Raw genomic sequence first — 16,764 nt, 5'->3', positions numbered from 1 at the left:
GGCGGCCCGCCGCCCTCTGCGCCCACCGTCCGCCCGGCGCCCGCGAGTTCCGGGTGGGGTGAGACGAGGGCGACCCCGGGCCCGCCTGCGGGGCGAGGCCGGGAAGACGAACCCCGGGCACTGCGGCTGCCATCCTGGCGGCGAGGCTCCGCGAACCGCGGACAACCCACCCAACCAGGAGGGAACGCACCGGAGTTGCGCCTGGCCGGGCCGAAATCACCGCCTACGGTGCGGTGGAGCCGCGCGGCTCGACGTGGAAGTCGAACGGGACGGTCCCCGGATCGACGGCCGTCACGCCGCCGTCGACCGTGAGCACCGCGCCGTTGACGAAGGACGCGGCGGGCGAGAGCAGCCAGGCGATGGCCTCCGCGACCTCCTGCGGCTCGCCGGGGCGGCCTGCGGGGATGAGCCGGGTCGCCTCCCGATACGCCGCCTCGATGCCACCCTCACCCAGGCCGGCCTCGTCGACGAAGCGAGCCATCCGCCGGTCGGCCATGTCGGTCCGCACCCAGCTGGGGCACACGGTGTTGGCCCGCAGCCCGTACCGGCCGTAGTCGACGGCCAGGGAGCGGCAGAGCTGGAGCAGGGCGGCCTTGGACGTCGCGTACGCGGCGTTGCCGACCCCGTTGCGCAGTGCGGAGACCGAGGCGACCGCGACCACCGAGCCGCGCGCCTCCAACAGGTGTGGCAGCGCGGCGCGTTGGAGCAGGAAGGGGCCGGTGACGTTGGTCCGCATCACGGTCTCCCAGTCCTCGATCGACAGGTCCCCTACGCCTCCGCCGCGCCCGACGCCCGCGTTGAGCACCAGCCCGTCGAGCCGGCCGTACGCGGCCAGGGTCGCCGCCACCAGGCCGCGCACCGCGTCGGGGTCGCCGATGTCGGCGGGGTGATCGAGGGCGCCGGTCTCCTCGGCGAGGCGGCGCAGCGGTTCGGGGCGCCGGCCGGAGACGACCACGTGGTGTCCGGATTCGCGCAGCAGCCGGGCGGTCGCGGCGCCGATGCCCGTACCACCGCCGGTGACGACGATAACTCGCTGGTCCACCATGGCGGTTCAGCCTCCCGAGCGGTTTTCCACAGTACGCGTGATCATATGTCAGGCGCGGTGTCTCGGGCCCGGCCCGGAGGAGGCCGCGATGGACCGCGAGCCCGGCCGGTTCGGCACGCGGCCCCGATCGAGGCACACGCGGGGCCGCTGTCACCCGTGGTCTTACAACCGTGGGCCGATGCCCCGGACGAGACCCCGTCGTTACGATCATCCGCATGTACGACACGCCGAACCTCCCCCCACTGAAACGCGTGCCGCCGGGCGTGTGGACGGCGCTGGCCTGGTGTGTCGCGATGGCCTACCCCTCCGTGGTCGCCGGGGCGTCGCGCCACACCTACGGCCCCCATGCCGGTGACGCGCTGCCGACCCACCGGGACTGGCTGCTGATCGGCTCGGCCAGTGTGCTGGCGTTCGCCGCCTGCGCCGTGCTGCGCCGGCTGCCGCTCACCTCGGTCGTCCTGCTGCTCGTCTCCACGGTCGTCGCGACCGGCGCCTGGACGCAGCAGGTGGAGCTCTCGCCGGCCCCGCTCCTGACGGTCTACGTCGCGCTCTGCCTGGTAACAGCCACCGGCTCCCGCCGGACCTCGCGCACCGCCTTGGCCATGGTGCTCCTCGTGCTGCTCGGCCACCTGGCCATGCTGCCCGCGCAGGGCAGCCACCTGTTCCTCACCGGCCGGAGCATCGGCGCCTCGGACGCGGGCCTGCTGGTGGCCGTCATCGCCTGGCTTGCCGGTCGCTCGATACGCCAATCCCGCGACTACGCAGAGAAGTTGGGCGATCAGGCGGCAACGCAGGCGGTGACCGCCGAGCGGCTGCGGATCGCCCGCGAGCTGCACGACATGGTCGCGCACAGCATCGGCATCATCGCTCTGCAGTCCGGCGCGGCCCGGCGGGTCATCGAGACCCAGCCGGCCCGGGCGCGGGAGGCGCTGGGCGAGATCGAGGCCGCGAGCCGGGAGACGCTGTCGGGGCTGCGCCGGATGCTCGGGGCGCTCCGCCAGAGCGGGTCGGACGCGGAGCCGGACGGGACACCGCTCCACCTGATGCCCGGTCTGGCCGACCTCGACCGGCTGGCCGCCACCACCACGGCCGCCGGAGTCCGGGTCGACGTCCGGTGGAGCGGTGAGCGGCGGCAACTCCCGCCGGACATCGACCTGTCGGCGTTCCGGATCGTCCAGGAGGCGGTCACCAACGTGGTGCGCCACGCCGGCAGCGACTCCTGCCGGGTATCGGTCGACTGCCGGGAGACGGAACTGTCCGTCGAGGTCCTCGACGAGGGGCGCGGCCACGGCACCACGACCGGCACCGGCTACGGTCTCGCCGGGCTGCGCGAGCGCGTCGCCCTGCTGCACGGTCAGTTCACCGCCGGCCCTCGCCCCGAGGGCGGCTTCCGGGTGGCGGCCAGTCTGCCCGTTCCGACAGGAGTCCGATGACGGTCCGCGTGGTACTCGCCGACGACCAGCCCCTGGTCCGCGCCTCACTCCAGATGGTCATCACCGACGCCGACGACCTGGAGGTGGTCGGGGAGGCCGGCAACGGCATCGAGGCGGTCCGGCTGGCCGAGGAACTGGACCCCGACGTGGTGGTGATGGACATCCGGATGCCCGGCATGGACGGGATCGAGGCCACCCGGCTGATCACCGCCGGCCCCGGTGCGGCGCACGTCCTGGTGCTGACCACCTTCGATGACGACGACTACGTCTACGCCGCGCTGCGCGCGGGCGCGTCCGGCTTCCTGGTCAAGGACATGGCGCTGGACGACATCCTCGCCGCGATCCGCGTGGTCGCCGCCGGGGACGCCCTGATCGCGCCGAGCGTGACGCGCCGTCTGATCGCGGAGTTCGCCGAGCGCCCCGCCCCCGCCCGGGGACGGAAGCCGGTGGACAGTCTCACCGACCGGGAACGCGAGGTGCTGACCCTGGTCGGACGCGGCCTGTCCAACGCGGAGATCGCCGGCGAGCTGGTGATCAGCGTGGCCACCGTGAAGACGTACGTGACCCGACTGCTCGCCAAGCTCGACGCCCGCGACCGGGTCCAGCTCGTCATCATCGCCTACGAGACGGGGCTGGTCGCTCCGCCGCGGTGAGCTCCACCGCGTGTACCGCCCACCGCGGGGCCCGCCGCGCTAGCGGGTGCACAGGCCCAGCGTGAGGACCCTGGTGATGGTGTCGTTGACCTTGGGCGAGGCGGTCAGGTTGCGGTTGAGCGAGAAGGTGATCTGCCGTTTGCCGTCGCCGGTGGTGAAGCTGAAGGTCTCATATCCGGCGATGCTGCCGCTGTGCCCCCAGGCGGCGGTACCGTCCGCGCAGTAGGTGCGGCTCTCCAGTCCCAGGCCGTAGCCGCGGTCGTCGTCCACGGGGTGCGCGGTGCGCATCTCCTCGAGCAGTTCCGCCGGGAGCAGCCGGCCGTCGAACAGGGCGCGGTAGAAGCGGTTGAGGTCGTCCGCGGTGGAGATCATCGTGCCGGAGCCCCAGATGGCGTTCGGGTTGAAGGTGGTGAGGTCGGCCGGCGGGGCGGTGGGGCCGTCGGCCCATTCGTAGCCGTGCAGGTGCGGGCCGGAGAGTTCGGCGGTGGTCGGGAAGGAGGTCTCGCCCAGGTGCAGCGGGCGCACGATCCGCCGGGTGATCTCCTGGTCCAGCCGGTGGCCGGTGACGTGCTCCACCAGCAGGCCGAGGACGACGTAGTTGGTGTTGGAGTACGCCCATGAGGTGCCGGGGGCGAACTTCGGGCCGAGCTCGGCGGAGATGGCGACCAGGTCGCGGGGGGTGTAGGTGGCCTTCTGGGCGGAGCGGAGCGGGTCGGGCTCGGCGAGCAGCTTGGTGAGGAAGTCGGCGAGTCCGCTGGCGTGGGAGAGCAGCTGGCGCACCGTGATGTTCCGCCCGTTCGGGACCAGCCCGGGCAGCTCGCGCTCGATGGGGTCGTCCAGACCGATCCCGCCCTCCGCCACCAGCTGGAGCACGACCGTCGCCACGAAGGTCTTGGTCACGCTGCCGATCCTGAACCGGTCCCCGGCCCGGGCGCCCCGGCCGTCGGCCAGGTCGGCCACCCCGGCGGCCGTGCGCCAGGTGCCCCGCCCGTCCCGGACCTCGGCGACCAGGCCCGGCACGCCCTCCGCCACCGCCTCGTCGAGCGCGCGCTGGACGGCGGCCCGGTCCACGGCGTCCGGCCGGCCTGCGGCGGCGCCGTCCCCGCCGTTCGCGAAGGCCGGGCCGGTACCGCCCGCGAGGGCCGCGGCGGCGAGCAGGACGGCGGCCAGGCGGGCGCCGGTGCGGTTCCCGGTCTTGGCGGTGGTGAGCACGGTGTTCGACCTCTCGGAAGTGTTCTCTGCGACAGGAAGGATCCTGCCGGGATCACGCCCGCCAGGCATCGCCGTTGACGGTGAATCGGATCCTCCCTCCCCCGGGGGACGGCTCCCGCTCGCCGCGAACTCGGCTCCCCCGTACCGGGGATCCAGGACGTCGCCGCCACCGGCCTACACACCGCATGTCAGCAGGACCGGGCCGGAGGACGACAGCCCCACTCGCTCCAGGAGCCGTCACCGCCGGCGAGGTCGCGGTACCCGGCCGGGTCGGCGCCCGGGGCCGGGCCGAGATCGCAGTGGCCGCGCCGACGTGTCGGCCGTCACAGTCCGCGCAGGCCTCCTGGTCGCACAGGGTTTTCGTACACAATTGCTGACAGCGGAAGCTCCAGCCGAAGGGTCAGCCGTGTGCACCGCGTTCGTCAGCATAGATCCGGGCTCCACCACGCCGGTCGTCGTCCTGGCCGTACGGGACGAGTACATCGGCCGCGACTGGCTGCCGCCGGACCGGCACTGGCCTTCACGGCCCGCCCTGGTCGGCGGCCGGGACCTGCTGGCGGGCGGCACCTGGCTCGCGGTGCATCCGGGCGGCGACGACGAGCCGTCCAGGATGGCGTGCCTGCTCAACGGCTTCGGCCGGGCCGCCGATCCGGCCCTCCGGCTGTCGCGCGGTGATCTGCCGCTGCTGGCGGCGGCCGACGGCGACGCGCTGGAGGGCCTCGACCTGGAGCGCTACGACCCGTTCCACCTGGTCCGCGCGCAGGCCGGCGAGGTCCGCGTACTGAGCTGGTCCGGGCACGAGCTGCGGGAGCGGCGGCTGCCGCCCGGGCTGCACGTCGTGGTCAACGACGGGCTCGAGGGCGAGGCGGAGAACCGCACTTCCTCGCTGCGGGCCGGCCGGATGATGGCCGCCCGGATCGCGCACTTCCGCCCCCGCCTGGCCGCTGCCCGGCGCCCGGAGCCGACCTCGAGCCCGGCCGGCCGCCCGACCACCGAGGCGTGGGGCCAGTGGCTGCCGGTAGCCGCCGGGGACGGCCTGGAGCTCGACGAGCCCGCCGCCCTGATCCAGCGCCGCGACTTCGGAGACGGACGGATCTGGGGAACCACCTCGGTCTCACTCGTCGCCCTCGCACGCTCCGGCGTGCGGTACGACTTCAACCCGGCGCCGGGAAGCCACGTTTGGCACCAGGTCGGCCTCGGCGGCCAGGCCCGTACCGCGGCGATCTGACCGGACGCCCCCCAACCCGCCGGCCGCTCAGCGGGTGGTGCAGCCACCGTTGACGAACGGGGTCTGGCCGGTGATCCACCAGCCGTCCGCGGCCGGGAAATTCACGACCGGGATGCGGGCGGAACCGCCACGGCCCGGGACCCGGCACAACCGAGCCGGGTCCCCCGGGGGCGCGGCTCACCGGTCATGCCCCGGCAGGCCGCGCTCACCGGGGCGGCAGCTGCTCCCCGAGACCGGTCAGTTCCAGCAACTCCAGCAACTCCCGGCCTGCGCCGCGCAGGCGGATCTCGCGGCCGCCCCGCCGAGCCGTCAACTGCAGCCTGGCCAGGCCGCCGACAACGACGAGGGCTCCGCCGTCCGCCGGGTCGAACGCGCTCACGTCGCACTCCACCACCCGGGGGCCGTCCGCGCGGGACTCCCGCAGCTGTCCGTACAGCCTGTCCCAGTCCGCCGCTCCCGGCCGTGCGACCAGAACGAGTACCTGTGTCTCCTCGGTCTCCATGCAGAAGGGGACTCCTCCGGCCTCCCGGACTCATCGGCGCCGTCCCGACCTTGTTCCGTCGCCCCGTCCGCCGGACCGGGCAGCCGGCCGGGCCGTAGGATCACATTCCGACCAACCAAGGAGACTTGATGACTAGTCAACTCAACCCGACCGGTGACCTGTTGAACGCACTGTGGCAGTCCTGGGCCGAGCGTGGCCGGCAGCTGACACCCGAGGACTGGGCGACTGAGACCCGGCTGCCCGGCTGGTCGGTGCAGGCGCTGTTCGGCCATGTCGCGCCCGACCCGGCGATGTTCGCCCAGCTGCGGGACGCCCTGACGGAGGGGCCGGCCGTCGTCACCAGCGGGGCGGAGATCCTCCGGATCTACAACCGGCCGGGCGGTGTCGCCCACACGGCCGCCGGAACGATCGAGGAGCAGGCCCGCGAGGTGGCCGAGGCGGTGTCACCGGAGCAACTGGTCAGGCGGTTCGCCGTCGAGGCGCCGGAGGCGTTCGCCGAACTCGCGGACGTACCGCCGACCGCGGTGGTCGCGCACCCGATCCTGGGGGCGGTTACCTACGGGGCGCTCGGCGAGGTCGCCGTCATGGAGGCCACGGTCCATCTGCTCGACCTGGTCGCTGCGGTCGGCGGCCCGCCGCCGCCCGCGGCCGCCCTGGAGGCGACCCGGGAGCTGCTGGCCGGGGTGCCCGATCCGGTCGCCTTCATCGAGGCCGCGACCGGCCGGGCCGACGGCCCGGTGCTGCCCGTCATGCGGTGACGACGACGCCCGTCGTGCGGTGATCCGGCCGGCGCCCCGGTGGGGCGGCTCGGGGTGGCACGGCTCCGAGGTGTCCCGCCGAGGGCCTGCTCGGCCGGACCTGCCGCCCGGATCACCGGTTCGGCGGACCCCGCAGTCTTCAGGCTGGCTTCAGAAACGGCATGCGATCCTGCGGCCCATGACGACCGCCCCACTCCAGCAGAACGGCCAGACGACACCGTCCCGGCACGCGACGGCCCGGCACGCGCTGAGCAAGGTGCCGGAGGTGACGGCACTCTTCTGGATCATCAAGGTGCTGACCACCGGAATGGGCGAGACCGCCTCGGACTTCCTGGCGCACGTGATGGACCCGATGATCGCGGTCGCGCTCGGCGGCATCGGCCTGGTGGTCTCGCTGGTGGTGCAGTTCAGCGTCCGCCGGTACGTGGCGTGGATCTACTGGACCACCATCGTCATGGTCAGCGTGTTCGGCACCATGGCCGCCGACGTCATGCACGTCGCCCTCGGCGTGCCGTACCTGGTGGCCACCCCGTTCTTCCTGCTCGCGCTGGCGGCGATCTTCGGCGTCTGGTACGCGGCCGAGCGGACGCTGTCCATCCACAGCGTCCACACCCGGCGGCGCGAGGTCTTCTACTGGGCCACGGTGCTGGCCACCTTCGCGCTCGGCACGGCCGCTGGCGACCTGACCGCGACCACCATGGACCTGGGTTACCTGGGATCGGGGGTCATGTTCGCGGCACTGATCGCCGTTCCCGCCCTCGCCCACCGGTGGCTCCGGCTGGACGCGATCCCGTCCTTCTGGATCGCCTATGTGCTGACCCGCCCGCTGGGTGCCTCGTTCGCCGACTGGATGGCGGTCTCGCACGAGCGCGGCGGCCTGGACCTCGGTCTCGGGCCGGTCACCGCCGGCTGGACGGCCGCCATCCTGGCCCTGGTCGGCTACCTGGCGGTGTCCCGCAAGGACGTCTCCCGCTGACCCGTCCCGCCTTCCGGTCCCCGGTGTGAACCCCTGCGTCGTGGCGCGGGGATCCGCCGGGGTTTGTCGTTGTCCCGGAGTAGCGTTTCGCACCAGGTGCTGACCCAGGCGGGAGGCCGGGATGACGACAGGTACGGGGCACACGGGCCACGGCACGACGGCGGGCGCGGGCCACCTGGGCCATGGCATGACGAGCGGCTACGCGCCGGTCCACGGCCTGCGGATGTACTACGAGGTCCGGGGCGGCGGGCGGCCGCTGGTGCTGCTGCACGGCGGCATGCACACCATCGAACTGACCTTCGGTCCGCTGCTGGACGACCTCGCCGAGAACCACCGGGTGATCGCCGTCGAGCTGCAGGGCCACGGCCATACCGAGGACATCGACCGGGAGATGACGCTCGGCAACCACGCGGCCGACGTCGCCGCGCTGCTCGGCGAACTCGGCGTGGCACAGGCCGACTTCTTCGGCTTCAGCCTCGGCGGCATGGTCGCGCTGGAGCTGGCGGTGACCAGGCCCGAGCTGGTGCGCAGGCTGGTGCTGGGCTCGGTGCCGTACCGTCCCGACGGGTACCACGAGCTGCCCCCCGGTTCGGACCGGCTGCCCACCGAGGCCGAGTTCCGGTCCTGGGAGCAGGCGTACCGCCAGGTCGCCCCGGATCCGAACCACTTCGGCGAGCTACTCCGTCGCACCTCGGCGATGGTGTCGGCGGTCGAGGGATGGTCGGCCGAACAGCTCCGGGAGCTCGGTTCACCCACCCTGCTGCTGCTCGGCGACCACGACTTCGTCCGGCTCCCGCACGCGGTGGAGATGCTCGACCTGATCCCCGACGCCCGGCTGGCGGTGCTTCCCGGCGCGACGCACACCGAGGTGGCCCGGCGACCGGAGCAGGTGCTCTCGCTGGTCGGCCCCTTCCTGGCGGCCGGGGACGAGGGCGGCGCGGCACGTTCCGCCGATCTGCCAGGACCAGTCAGTCCGTGACAAGCTGTTCCCTGCTTACCCATCAAGCAGAGGGAGAATCATGAGCACGGTACGGCTCACCACCAACTTCGGCGACATCGACATCGAGCTCGACGCCGCCAAGGCTCCGAAGTCCGTCGAGAACTTTCTGAGCTACGTCCGCAGCGGCCACTACGACGGCACGATCTTCCACCGGGTGATCGCGGGCTTCATGATCCAGGGCGGTGGCTTCACCGAGGGCATGTCCCAGAAGCCGACCCAGGCCCCGATCCAGAACGAGGCGGACAACGGCCTGACCAACGTCCGCTACTCCATCGCGATGGCCCGGACCAGCGACCCGCACTCGGCCACGGCCCAGTTCTTCATCAACGTGGCGGACAACGACTTCCTCAACTTCAAGGCGAAGAACACCCAGGGCTGGGGCTACACCGTCTTCGGCAAGGCCGTGGCGGGCACCGACGTCGTCGACAAGATCGCCGGGGTCCGCACCGGCTCGCGCGGCGGCCACGGCGACGTCCCGGCCGAGCCGATCGTGATCGAGAAGGCCGAGGTCGTCTCCGAGGGCTGACCTCGGCGGCACGCGGCTCCGCCTGACCGGCCGTGTGCGCGGAGGTCCCCGCGGGGGGCCGGCCGCGCACCGGCCGGGCGGAGTACCGCGCTCCCTGGACGCCGTCTCAGGAGCCCTGGGGCCCGCGCTGGCGCGGTACGAACCCCCGGCCGCCGCCGGCCGTGCAGCCGCCGGCCTCGCCCCCCAGCGCACAGCCGCCCGGCTCGGCCTGCCGCACCGTCCACGGCAGGGTGCCGTAGAAGGAGACGGCCGCCGCGCCGCAGCGCGGGGTCAATCCGGTGACGGCCTTCGGCAGCCGGCCGCCGGGCTCGACCCACCGGAGCGACCAGGCCAGCCGGAAGTCGCTGCCCGCGGCCAGTCCGGAGCGCTCCAGGATCGGCCGCACCACCTCCTCGGCGATCCGGGCGCAGACGATCGCCTCCAGCACCACCAGCACGCCCGGCCGCAGACACCGGCTCACCGCCTCCGCGGCGTCCCTGACCGCGTCGAGGTCCAGAGCACGGGCCCCGGTCCGCGGCACCGCCGCGCAGACCACCACCGTCCCGACGGTCCGCAGCACCCGCTCGTCGGTGCTCGCGGCGAAGCCCTCGCGCAGCATCCGGTCCACGGCGTGCTCGTCCCGGTCGAAGAGGACGACCCGCCACCCCGCGTGGCACGCGGCGCGGGCGAGCGCGCGCCCGACGCGCCCGAGCCCGACGACGGCCAACCCCTCGCGCACTGCCCTCTCCCCTCTATCAGACCTGATGTCAACTGACTTGCCATCAGGGCTTGTTACGCGACCCAGCGGGTTTTCGCCTCAGGTTAGGGACAGCTCCGGCCATGGCGGCTCGGGTTCTTTCGGGGAGTTTTCACACCATGTCGAAGATTTTGCATTCCGGCCCCGGCCCTCCTGCGACGGCCGACTTCCGGGCAGGCCAGCCGGTTTCCGCGCGGGCCGCTCGGCATTCCGCGCGGGCCGGCCCGGCGAGCCGCTCTCCGCTCAGCCGTGGCCGAAGCGGAAGCCCACCCCGCGCACCGTGACGATCCAGGTCCCGGAACCCAGCTTGTTGCGCAGGCTGTTGACATGGGTGTCGATCGTCCGACTCCGACTCACCTCGGCGTTGCCCCAGACCTGACGCTCTATCTGCACCCGCGACACCACCGCGTCCGGCTGCGAGGCCAGCAGGTGCAGCAGGTCGTACTCCTTGCGGGTCAGCTCCACCGGCCGCCCGTGCACGCTGACCTCCCGGCAGCCGGGCGCGATGCGCAGCGCACCGAGGCTGATCGGCCGGGCGACGGCAGGCCGCGGCCTGACCCGCCGCATCACGGCTTCCATCCGGGCGATCAGCTCCAGGAACCCGTACGGCTTGACCAGGTAGTCGTCCGCGCCGGACTGCAGGCCGAGCACCCGGTCCAGCTCGGTGCCCCGGGCGGTCACCGCGATCAGCGGGGTGTCACCCGCGGTCCTGATCTCCCGGCAGACCTCCAGGCCGTCGAGGTCGGGAAGGTCGAGGTCCAGCAGCACCATGTCGGCACTGCGGTACGCGCGCAGCGCCTTGCCGCCGGTGTCCACCCGGACCGCGTCATGGCCGTGCCGACGCAGGCCCTGGACCAGGCGCTCGGCCGCGAGCGGATCGGCCTCCACCACCAGCACCCGCCAGCCGCCCCGGCGCGCCGATCCGTGACGTGCCGACGGTTCGGTGCGTTCTCCCGGCATTGACTCCCCCATGCAATCGCCCTGAGGCGCTCTCCCTCCCGAGGCACGGCTCAGGAGGAGCCCGTGCCGGGGCTCCTCCTGATGCCGTTCAGGACAATGGCGAGGATCCCCTCCAACTCGCTGTGCAGGGGCCACTGTTCCTCGGCCCTGGTCCAGCGGTACAGAGCGCCCAGGTAGGTGTCCCGCAGGATGTTCCCCACCCGGACCGAGTCGATGCCGGGGGCGAACTCCCCTCCAGTCCGCCCCCGTTCGACGATCTCGGCGAAGATGTGCGCGGCGTACGGCTCCTCCAGCAACGGCTGGCCCGCCTGCACCCAGGCCGTCAGCATGGCCGGGGTGGTGTGCCGCTCCTCCTCGTTGATCCTGCTGAGCACCGTCATGCAGCGCTGCAGCCGGAGTTCGAACTCGCCCCCCTCCGCGAACACATCCCCCTCCAACTCGGCCTTCAGCCGGGCCCGGCGCCGCTCGCCCCACTCCGTGATGAGGTCTTCCTTGCGCTGGAAATGGTTGAAGAACGTGCCCCGCGCGACATCGGCACGCTCGGCGATCGCGTCGACCGACGTGGCGTCATACCCTTGCTCGGCGAAGAGCTCCAGGGCGGCCTGGTAGACCCGCTCCCTGATCCGCTGTTTGTTGCGCTCGCGTCGCCCTGGTGCCGCTGCTGCGGTCGGCCGCTCCATCCGCTGCTCCTCCCCCGCGCCTCGGTGGTGTTACCGGCCGACTACTGACAGCCCCTGCGCAAGTTATACCAGAACACAATCTTGGTCTGCAGTACATGTTTGACCTGCGGCCTCCCCCTGGTCCGCCACGGTCGCCAGCCCGGCACAGAGCTCACCCGCGCTCTCCGGTCCCAGCAACCGGTCGACCGAGACCCGTACCACGCACTCCCGCTCCAGGCGGCGGCGCAGCTGGACCGCCATGATCGAGTCCAGCCCCTGCTCCCGCAGCGACCTGTCCCGGTCCAGCCGCGCCACCGGCAGCCCCAGCACCGCGGCCGCCCGGGCCAGCAGGGCGTCCCGGCCCGCCGGCGCGGACGCCGGCTCACCGGTCAGCACCAGCCGCTCGATCTCGGACGGGCCCGAGGGCTGCGGCGGCACCCGTCCCGGCGCGATCACGTCGGCGGCCCGGAGCGGCTCGGGCGCGGGAACGGGGGCGGGGGCGGCACTCCCGCCGTCGACGCGGTGCAGCGTGATGCCGGAGAACTCCGCCAGCACCGCGCCGTCCAGGTCGAGCAGCGCGACGTCGGCCCGGTCGGGGCCCTCCTGGTCGGCGGGGCGGAACCTGGCCAGGGTCCAGTACTCGGCCGGCAGCTCCGCCACGGACAGGCTCACCCGGGTGATCCCGGTCGGCACGTAGGCCACCCGGTCGGTCTCCTCCCCGGCCCCCGGCCAGGTGGCCAGCAGCGGCTGCAGCGCCGCCTCCCAGAGTGCGCCCTGCCGGGCGACCTCCCCGTCCGCCTCCCCGGCGCCCGGGGCCGCCAGGGCGTCCGGCCGGGACATCCGGGCCACCGACTCACCCTCGGTGCGCCACATCCGCCGGACGGTCCGCAGGTGGGGCGGTATCTCGTAGCCGCGCTCGCGGGCGAGGGCCAGGAAGGCGTCCGCCGAGAGGTAGCCGGTGCAGCGGGTGAGCGCGCTGTCCAGGCAGTACTCGCGCCCGGCGGAGAGCTGCCCGCCGGCCCGGTCGTCGGTCCGCAGCCGGGCGTGCAGGCCGAACACGGCGTTGCCGGCCGGGCCCACGGCGTGCACCGTGGTCTCCCACAGCTCGGCCCCGGCCTCCCGGACGACGGCCGTAGGCCGCCAGCGCACCCGCAGTCCCTCGGCCCAGCCCTCCTCGACCAGCTCGGAGCCGAAGCGGGCCTCCTCCAGCACCCACCGGCCCTCGGCACCGGGTGCACCGGCGGAACGGTTCAGCGCGCCCAGCAGGTACACCGCCCCCGGCAGCGGCAGACTGCCCCGGAAGGAGGTGCCGCCCACCCGGGCCAGCGGCAGGAGCAGGCACCGCTCCGACGAATCCGCCCAGCGCGGGATCCGACCGTCCGGGGCGGGCTCGTCCCGGAACTGCTCGGTGTCCCAGGTGTAGCCCGGCAGCGGCACCCGCCGGGTGTCGCCGTACCAGCGCTGCCAGTCGATCCGGGTGCCGTGGGCGAACAGGCGCCCCGCCGCTCTGGCCATCGCGAGCTGCTCCGACTGCCCCCGGTACAGGCTCGGCACCACCCGGGGCAGGGCCCCGGCCGCCGTCAGGGTGTCCTCGGTGGCACCGGTCAGCAGCGGGTGCGGGCTGATCTCCAGGAACACGTGCTCACCGCGCCCGGCCAGCGCCGTCACCGCCTCTGCGTACCGGACCGGCCTGCGCAGGTTGTCCATCCAGTACGCCGCGTCCAGCTCGCCGCCCGACACGGGACGGCCGTGCACGGTGGAGTACAGCTCGACCGTGCCGGGCCCGGGCCGCAGCCCGGCGAGCTCGGTGAGCAGGTCCTCGCGCAGCTCGTCCATCTCCGGCGAGTGCGAGGCGACGTCCACCCTGACCGGGCGGCAGAACACCCCGCGCTCCCGAAGTTCGGCCGCGACTGCGTCCAGCACCTCCCGGTCGCCGGCCAGAACGCTGGAGGTGGGCGAGTTCTCCACGGCCAGCCCCACCCCGGCGCCGAACGTGGCGGCCAGCGCCTGCGCCCGCTCGCCCGGCAGCTCGACCAGCAGCATCGCGCCCCGGCCGGACAGCCTGGCCATCTGGCCGCTGCGCCGACAGATCACCGCGGCCGCGTCCGCCATCGTCAGAGCCCCCGCGACCCGGGCGGCGGCGCTCTCCCCCATGCTGTGGCCGAGGCAGACCCGCGGCTGAACGCCGCGGCTGCGCCAGGCCTCGGCCAGCGCCACCTCCATCGCCCAGAGCAGCGGCTGCACCACGGCCACCCCGCCGTCCGCCTCGCCCTCCTCGGCGGTCAGCGCGGCCAGCGGCGACCAGCCGGTCTCGGCCCGTACGGCTCGGTCGCACTCGGTCATCGCCGCCCGGAAGGCCGGCCACCCCTCCAGCAGCTCGCGCCCCATCCCGGCCCACTGGGAGCCCTGGCCCGGGAAGACGAACACGGTCGGCGCGTCGTCCGCCGCCGTCTCGGCCGCGATGGCGCCGTCCGGGGTCTCCTCCCCGGCGGCCAGCGCCCGCAGCGTCTCGGCCAACCCGTCGTGGTCCGTGCCCACCGCCCACAGCCGGTACGGCTGCGCGTCGCGGCGCTGCGCCGCACTCGCGCACAGGTCGCGCAGCGGGTACCCGCGCCCGGCGCCGGCCAGGTGTCCGGCGTAGGCGCGCGCGAGGCGCCGCAGCGCCCGGGGCGACCGGGCCGAGAGCACCAGCAGCTCGGGGGTTCCCGGCGCCGGGCGCTCGGGCTCCGGGGCGGCCGCCGTCCGGTACGCCCCGACCACGACATGGGCGTTGGTCCCCGACAGACCGAAGGAGCTGACCCCCAGCAGCGCCGTCGGACCGGCCGGCCGCAGCGGCCCGCTTTCCGCGGCCACCCGCAGCGGCAGGGCGCCCTCGGCGAGCAGCCGGTGCGGGGTGCGGTAGTGCAGCGAGGCGGGAACCTCGCCGTGCCTGGCCATCAGCACCGCCTTGATCAGGCCGGCGATCCCGGCCGCCGCCTCGGCGTGCCCGATGTTGGACTTCACCGAGCCGATCAGCAGCGGCCGCTCGGTCGGCCGCGCCCCGTCCATCGCCTCGGCCAGCGCGCTCAGTTCGACCTCGTCCCCGGCGACCGTCCCGGTGCCGTGCGCCTCGACGTAGTCCAACTGCGCGGGGGTGATGCCCGCGCTGTCGCAGGCCTCGCGGAGCATCCGCACCTGTCCGTCCACGGCGGGTCGCAGCAGGAAGCCGCTGGCCCGGCCGTCGTTGGTGACCGCGCTGCCGAGCAGCAGGGCGTGCACCTGGTCCCCGTCCCGCTCGGCGTCCTCCAGCCGCTTGAGCACCACGACGCCGATGCCCTCGCTGCGGACGAAACCGTCCCCGGCGGCGTCGCCGAACTTGCACCGGCCGTCGGCGGCGAGCATCCCGGCCTGCGAGTACGCCACCGCGTCGTCCGGGGCCAGGATGACGTTGACGCCCGCCGCGATCGCCAGGTCGCTCTCCCCGGTGAGCAGGCTCTGCCGGGCGGAGTGCACGGCGACCAGCGAGGAGGAACAGGCGGTGTCGGTGACGATGCTGGGGCCGCGCAGGTCCAGGGCGTAGGAGAGGCGTCCTGCGGTGACCGCGCGGATCCGGCGGCCCGCAGAGTCGTGGATCCCCCGCCGGGACAGCGGCTGCGGCAGGTCGGCGTACTCGGCGGTGGCCTGCCCGACGAACACCCCGGACCGGCTGCCCGCCAGCGAGGAGGGGCGGATGCCCGCGTCCTCCAGCGCCTCCCAGGCGGCCTGGAGCAGCAGCCGCTGCTGCGGGTCCATGGTCCTCGCCTCGGCCGGCGAGATGCCGAAGAAGGCGGCGTCGAAACCGAAGACGTCCGTCAGGAAGCCGCCGTGGCGCGAGACCGTCTTGCCCGCGATGCCGGGTTCGGCCTGGTAGTACGCGTCGATGTCGAAGCGGTCCGCCGGGACCGGTGTCACCGCGTCGGTGCCCGCCATGAGCAGCGACCAGTACCGATCGACCCCCTCGGCCTGCGGAAACCGGCACCCCAGGCCGACCACCGCCACCGGCCGGCTGAGCTCCCCTTGCCTGCCACGCCCCATAGCCACAGATCTTCCCGTTCCGAAGGACGACTCATGTCGATTGATGTGCTGGAGTCTAAAGATGGACTCGACTGCATGTTATGGGCCCACTCCTGGCCCCGACACTGCCGTCTTGACCTTCTCTTTACCGAATGTGTACGCACTTCCGGTGATGCCTCGCCCAGGATTCGAAGGTCACGGTGAGTACAAATGGCCGCGCACCACGCACCGCGCCCCACCCCCTCCTCATATGATCGGAGCGACATGCGTCATCCTTGGTGATGCAGTCTTGACGAGTAGGACCGCCCCACACCCAGCAGGAGGAAGCTCGTGGACGACGTTCTGCGGCGTGCCGCGCTCTTCGCGGCTCTCGACGACGATCAGGCCGCCGAGCTGCGCGCTTCCATGACCGAGGTGACACTCGCCCGCGGCGAGTCGCTGTTCCACGAGGGCGACCCGGGCGACCGGCTCTACGTCGTGGTCGAGGGCAAGGTGAAGCTGCACCGCGCCTCGCCGGACGGCCGCGAGAACATGCTCGCCGTCCTCGGCCCCAGCGAGATGATCGGCGAGCTGTCGCTCTTCGACCCGGGCCCGCGCACCGCGACCGCCACCGCGCTCACCGAGGTCAAGCTGCTCGGCCTCGGGCACGGCGACCTGCTGCCGCTGCTGCACGCCCGCCCCGAGGTGTCCATCGCGCTGCTCCGGGCCATCGCCCGCCGCCTGCGCCGGACCAACGACGTGATGTCCGACCTGGTCTTCTCCGACGTGCCCGGCCGCGTGGCCAAGGCACTGCTCGACCTCTCCCGCCGCTTCGGCGTGCAGTCCGAGGAGGGCATCCACGTCGCCCACGACCTGACCCAGGAGGAGCTGGCCCAGCTGGTCGGCGCCTCCCGCGAGACGGTCAACAAGGCGCTCGCCGACTTCGCCGGCCGCGGCTGGCTGAAGCTGGAGGCCCGCGCGGTCGTCCTGATGGACGTCGAGCGCCTCTCCCGCCGCTCGCGCTGAGCACCGCTCCCTGAGCCGGCAGGGGCCCGGGGAACCGTC

The 16,764-nt window shown here is 73.4% G+C and carries 15 protein-coding genes; 8 read left to right on the top strand and 7 right to left on the bottom strand.

Going from position 1 to position 16,764, the window contains the following annotated elements; translation table 11 throughout:
* Positions 1–223: 223 nt before the first annotated feature.
* Positions 224–1,045: an SDR family NAD(P)-dependent oxidoreductase gene (locus tag ACWDAK_RS32935; RefSeq protein WP_344636922.1), complete on the bottom strand. Its 822-nt coding sequence runs from the start codon at positions 1,043–1,045 to the stop codon at positions 224–226.
* Positions 1,046–1,260: 215 nt separating this feature from the next.
* On the opposite strand from ACWDAK_RS32935, the gene ACWDAK_RS32930 reads away from it, so the two are divergent.
* Complete coding sequence (locus tag ACWDAK_RS32930; protein ID WP_427395571.1) at positions 1,261–2,478, top strand: sensor histidine kinase; 1,218 nt, start codon at positions 1,261–1,263, stop codon at positions 2,476–2,478.
* The gene (locus tag ACWDAK_RS32925) at positions 2,475–3,131 is read left to right on the top strand and encodes a response regulator (protein ID WP_427395570.1); all 657 of its coding nucleotides are present in this window, start codon (positions 2,475–2,477) and stop codon (positions 3,129–3,131) included. Before ACWDAK_RS32930 ends, ACWDAK_RS32925 begins: the two co-directional genes overlap by 4 nt.
* Positions 3,132–3,170: 39 nt before the next feature.
* Here ACWDAK_RS32925 and ACWDAK_RS32920 read toward each other — a convergent pair whose 3' ends face one another.
* A complete protein-coding gene (locus ACWDAK_RS32920) occupies positions 3,171–4,343 on the bottom strand; it encodes a serine hydrolase domain-containing protein (protein ID WP_427395569.1) in 1,173 nt (390 codons plus the stop codon).
* Positions 4,344–4,749: 406 nt separating this feature from the next.
* On the opposite strand from ACWDAK_RS32920, the gene ACWDAK_RS32915 reads away from it, so the two are divergent.
* Positions 4,750–5,571, top strand: coding sequence for an NRDE family protein (locus ACWDAK_RS32915; RefSeq protein WP_344636918.1), 822 nt, complete (start codon positions 4,750–4,752; stop codon positions 5,569–5,571).
* A 205-nt stretch (positions 5,572–5,776) separates the two neighbouring features.
* On the opposite strand, the gene ACWDAK_RS32910 is transcribed toward ACWDAK_RS32915, so the two are convergent.
* Positions 5,777–6,073, bottom strand: coding sequence for an STAS domain-containing protein (locus ACWDAK_RS32910; protein ID WP_344636917.1), 297 nt, complete (start codon positions 6,071–6,073; stop codon positions 5,777–5,779).
* A 128-nt stretch (positions 6,074–6,201) separates the two neighbouring features.
* Between ACWDAK_RS32910 and ACWDAK_RS32905 the strand changes: the two genes are divergently transcribed.
* From ACWDAK_RS32905 to ACWDAK_RS32890, 4 genes are all read left to right on the top strand, one after another.
* Complete coding sequence (locus tag ACWDAK_RS32905; RefSeq protein WP_344636916.1) at positions 6,202–6,831, top strand: maleylpyruvate isomerase N-terminal domain-containing protein; 630 nt, start codon at positions 6,202–6,204, stop codon at positions 6,829–6,831.
* Positions 6,832–7,009: 178 nt separating this feature from the next.
* Positions 7,010–7,807, top strand: coding sequence for a COG4705 family protein (locus tag ACWDAK_RS32900; RefSeq protein ID WP_344636915.1), 798 nt, complete (start codon positions 7,010–7,012; stop codon positions 7,805–7,807).
* Between the two features lie 121 nt (positions 7,808–7,928).
* Positions 7,929–8,786: an alpha/beta fold hydrolase gene (locus tag ACWDAK_RS32895; protein WP_427395568.1), complete on the top strand. Its 858-nt coding sequence runs from the start codon at positions 7,929–7,931 to the stop codon at positions 8,784–8,786.
* Between the two features lie 40 nt (positions 8,787–8,826).
* On the top strand, positions 8,827–9,333 hold the full coding sequence (locus ACWDAK_RS32890; protein WP_344636913.1) for a peptidylprolyl isomerase: 507 nt from the start codon (positions 8,827–8,829) through the stop codon (positions 9,331–9,333).
* Positions 9,334–9,439: 106 nt separating this feature from the next.
* Here the strand turns inward: ACWDAK_RS32890 and ACWDAK_RS32885 are convergent, their stop codons facing one another.
* The 4 genes from ACWDAK_RS32885 to ACWDAK_RS32870 all read right to left on the bottom strand — a co-directional run bounded on the left by ACWDAK_RS32885 (position 9,440) and on the right by ACWDAK_RS32870 (position 15,741).
* Positions 9,440–10,051 (bottom strand): NAD(P)-binding domain-containing protein, encoded by a 612-nt coding sequence (locus tag ACWDAK_RS32885; RefSeq protein WP_427395567.1) that lies wholly within the window; start codon positions 10,049–10,051, stop codon positions 9,440–9,442.
* Positions 10,052–10,312: 261 nt separating this feature from the next.
* Complete coding sequence (locus ACWDAK_RS32880; RefSeq protein ID WP_344636911.1) at positions 10,313–11,029, bottom strand: response regulator transcription factor; 717 nt, start codon at positions 11,027–11,029, stop codon at positions 10,313–10,315.
* 50 nt (positions 11,030–11,079) lie between these two features.
* On the bottom strand, positions 11,080–11,709 hold the full coding sequence (locus ACWDAK_RS32875) for a TetR/AcrR family transcriptional regulator (RefSeq protein ID WP_344636910.1): 630 nt from the start codon (positions 11,707–11,709) through the stop codon (positions 11,080–11,082).
* A gap of 63 nt (positions 11,710–11,772) precedes the next feature.
* Positions 11,773–15,741 (bottom strand): type I polyketide synthase, encoded by a 3,969-nt coding sequence (locus ACWDAK_RS32870; protein ID WP_427395566.1) that lies wholly within the window; start codon positions 15,739–15,741, stop codon positions 11,773–11,775.
* Between the two features lie 309 nt (positions 15,742–16,050).
* Between ACWDAK_RS32870 and ACWDAK_RS32865 the strand changes: the two genes are divergently transcribed.
* Positions 16,051–16,725: a Crp/Fnr family transcriptional regulator gene (locus ACWDAK_RS32865; RefSeq protein WP_045303663.1), complete on the top strand. Its 675-nt coding sequence runs from the start codon at positions 16,051–16,053 to the stop codon at positions 16,723–16,725.
* Positions 16,726–16,764 lie beyond the last annotated feature (39 nt).

This window comes from Kitasatospora sp. NPDC001175 (genome assembly GCF_053598215.1).
This window is presented reverse-complemented; position numbering and strand designations above follow the sequence as displayed.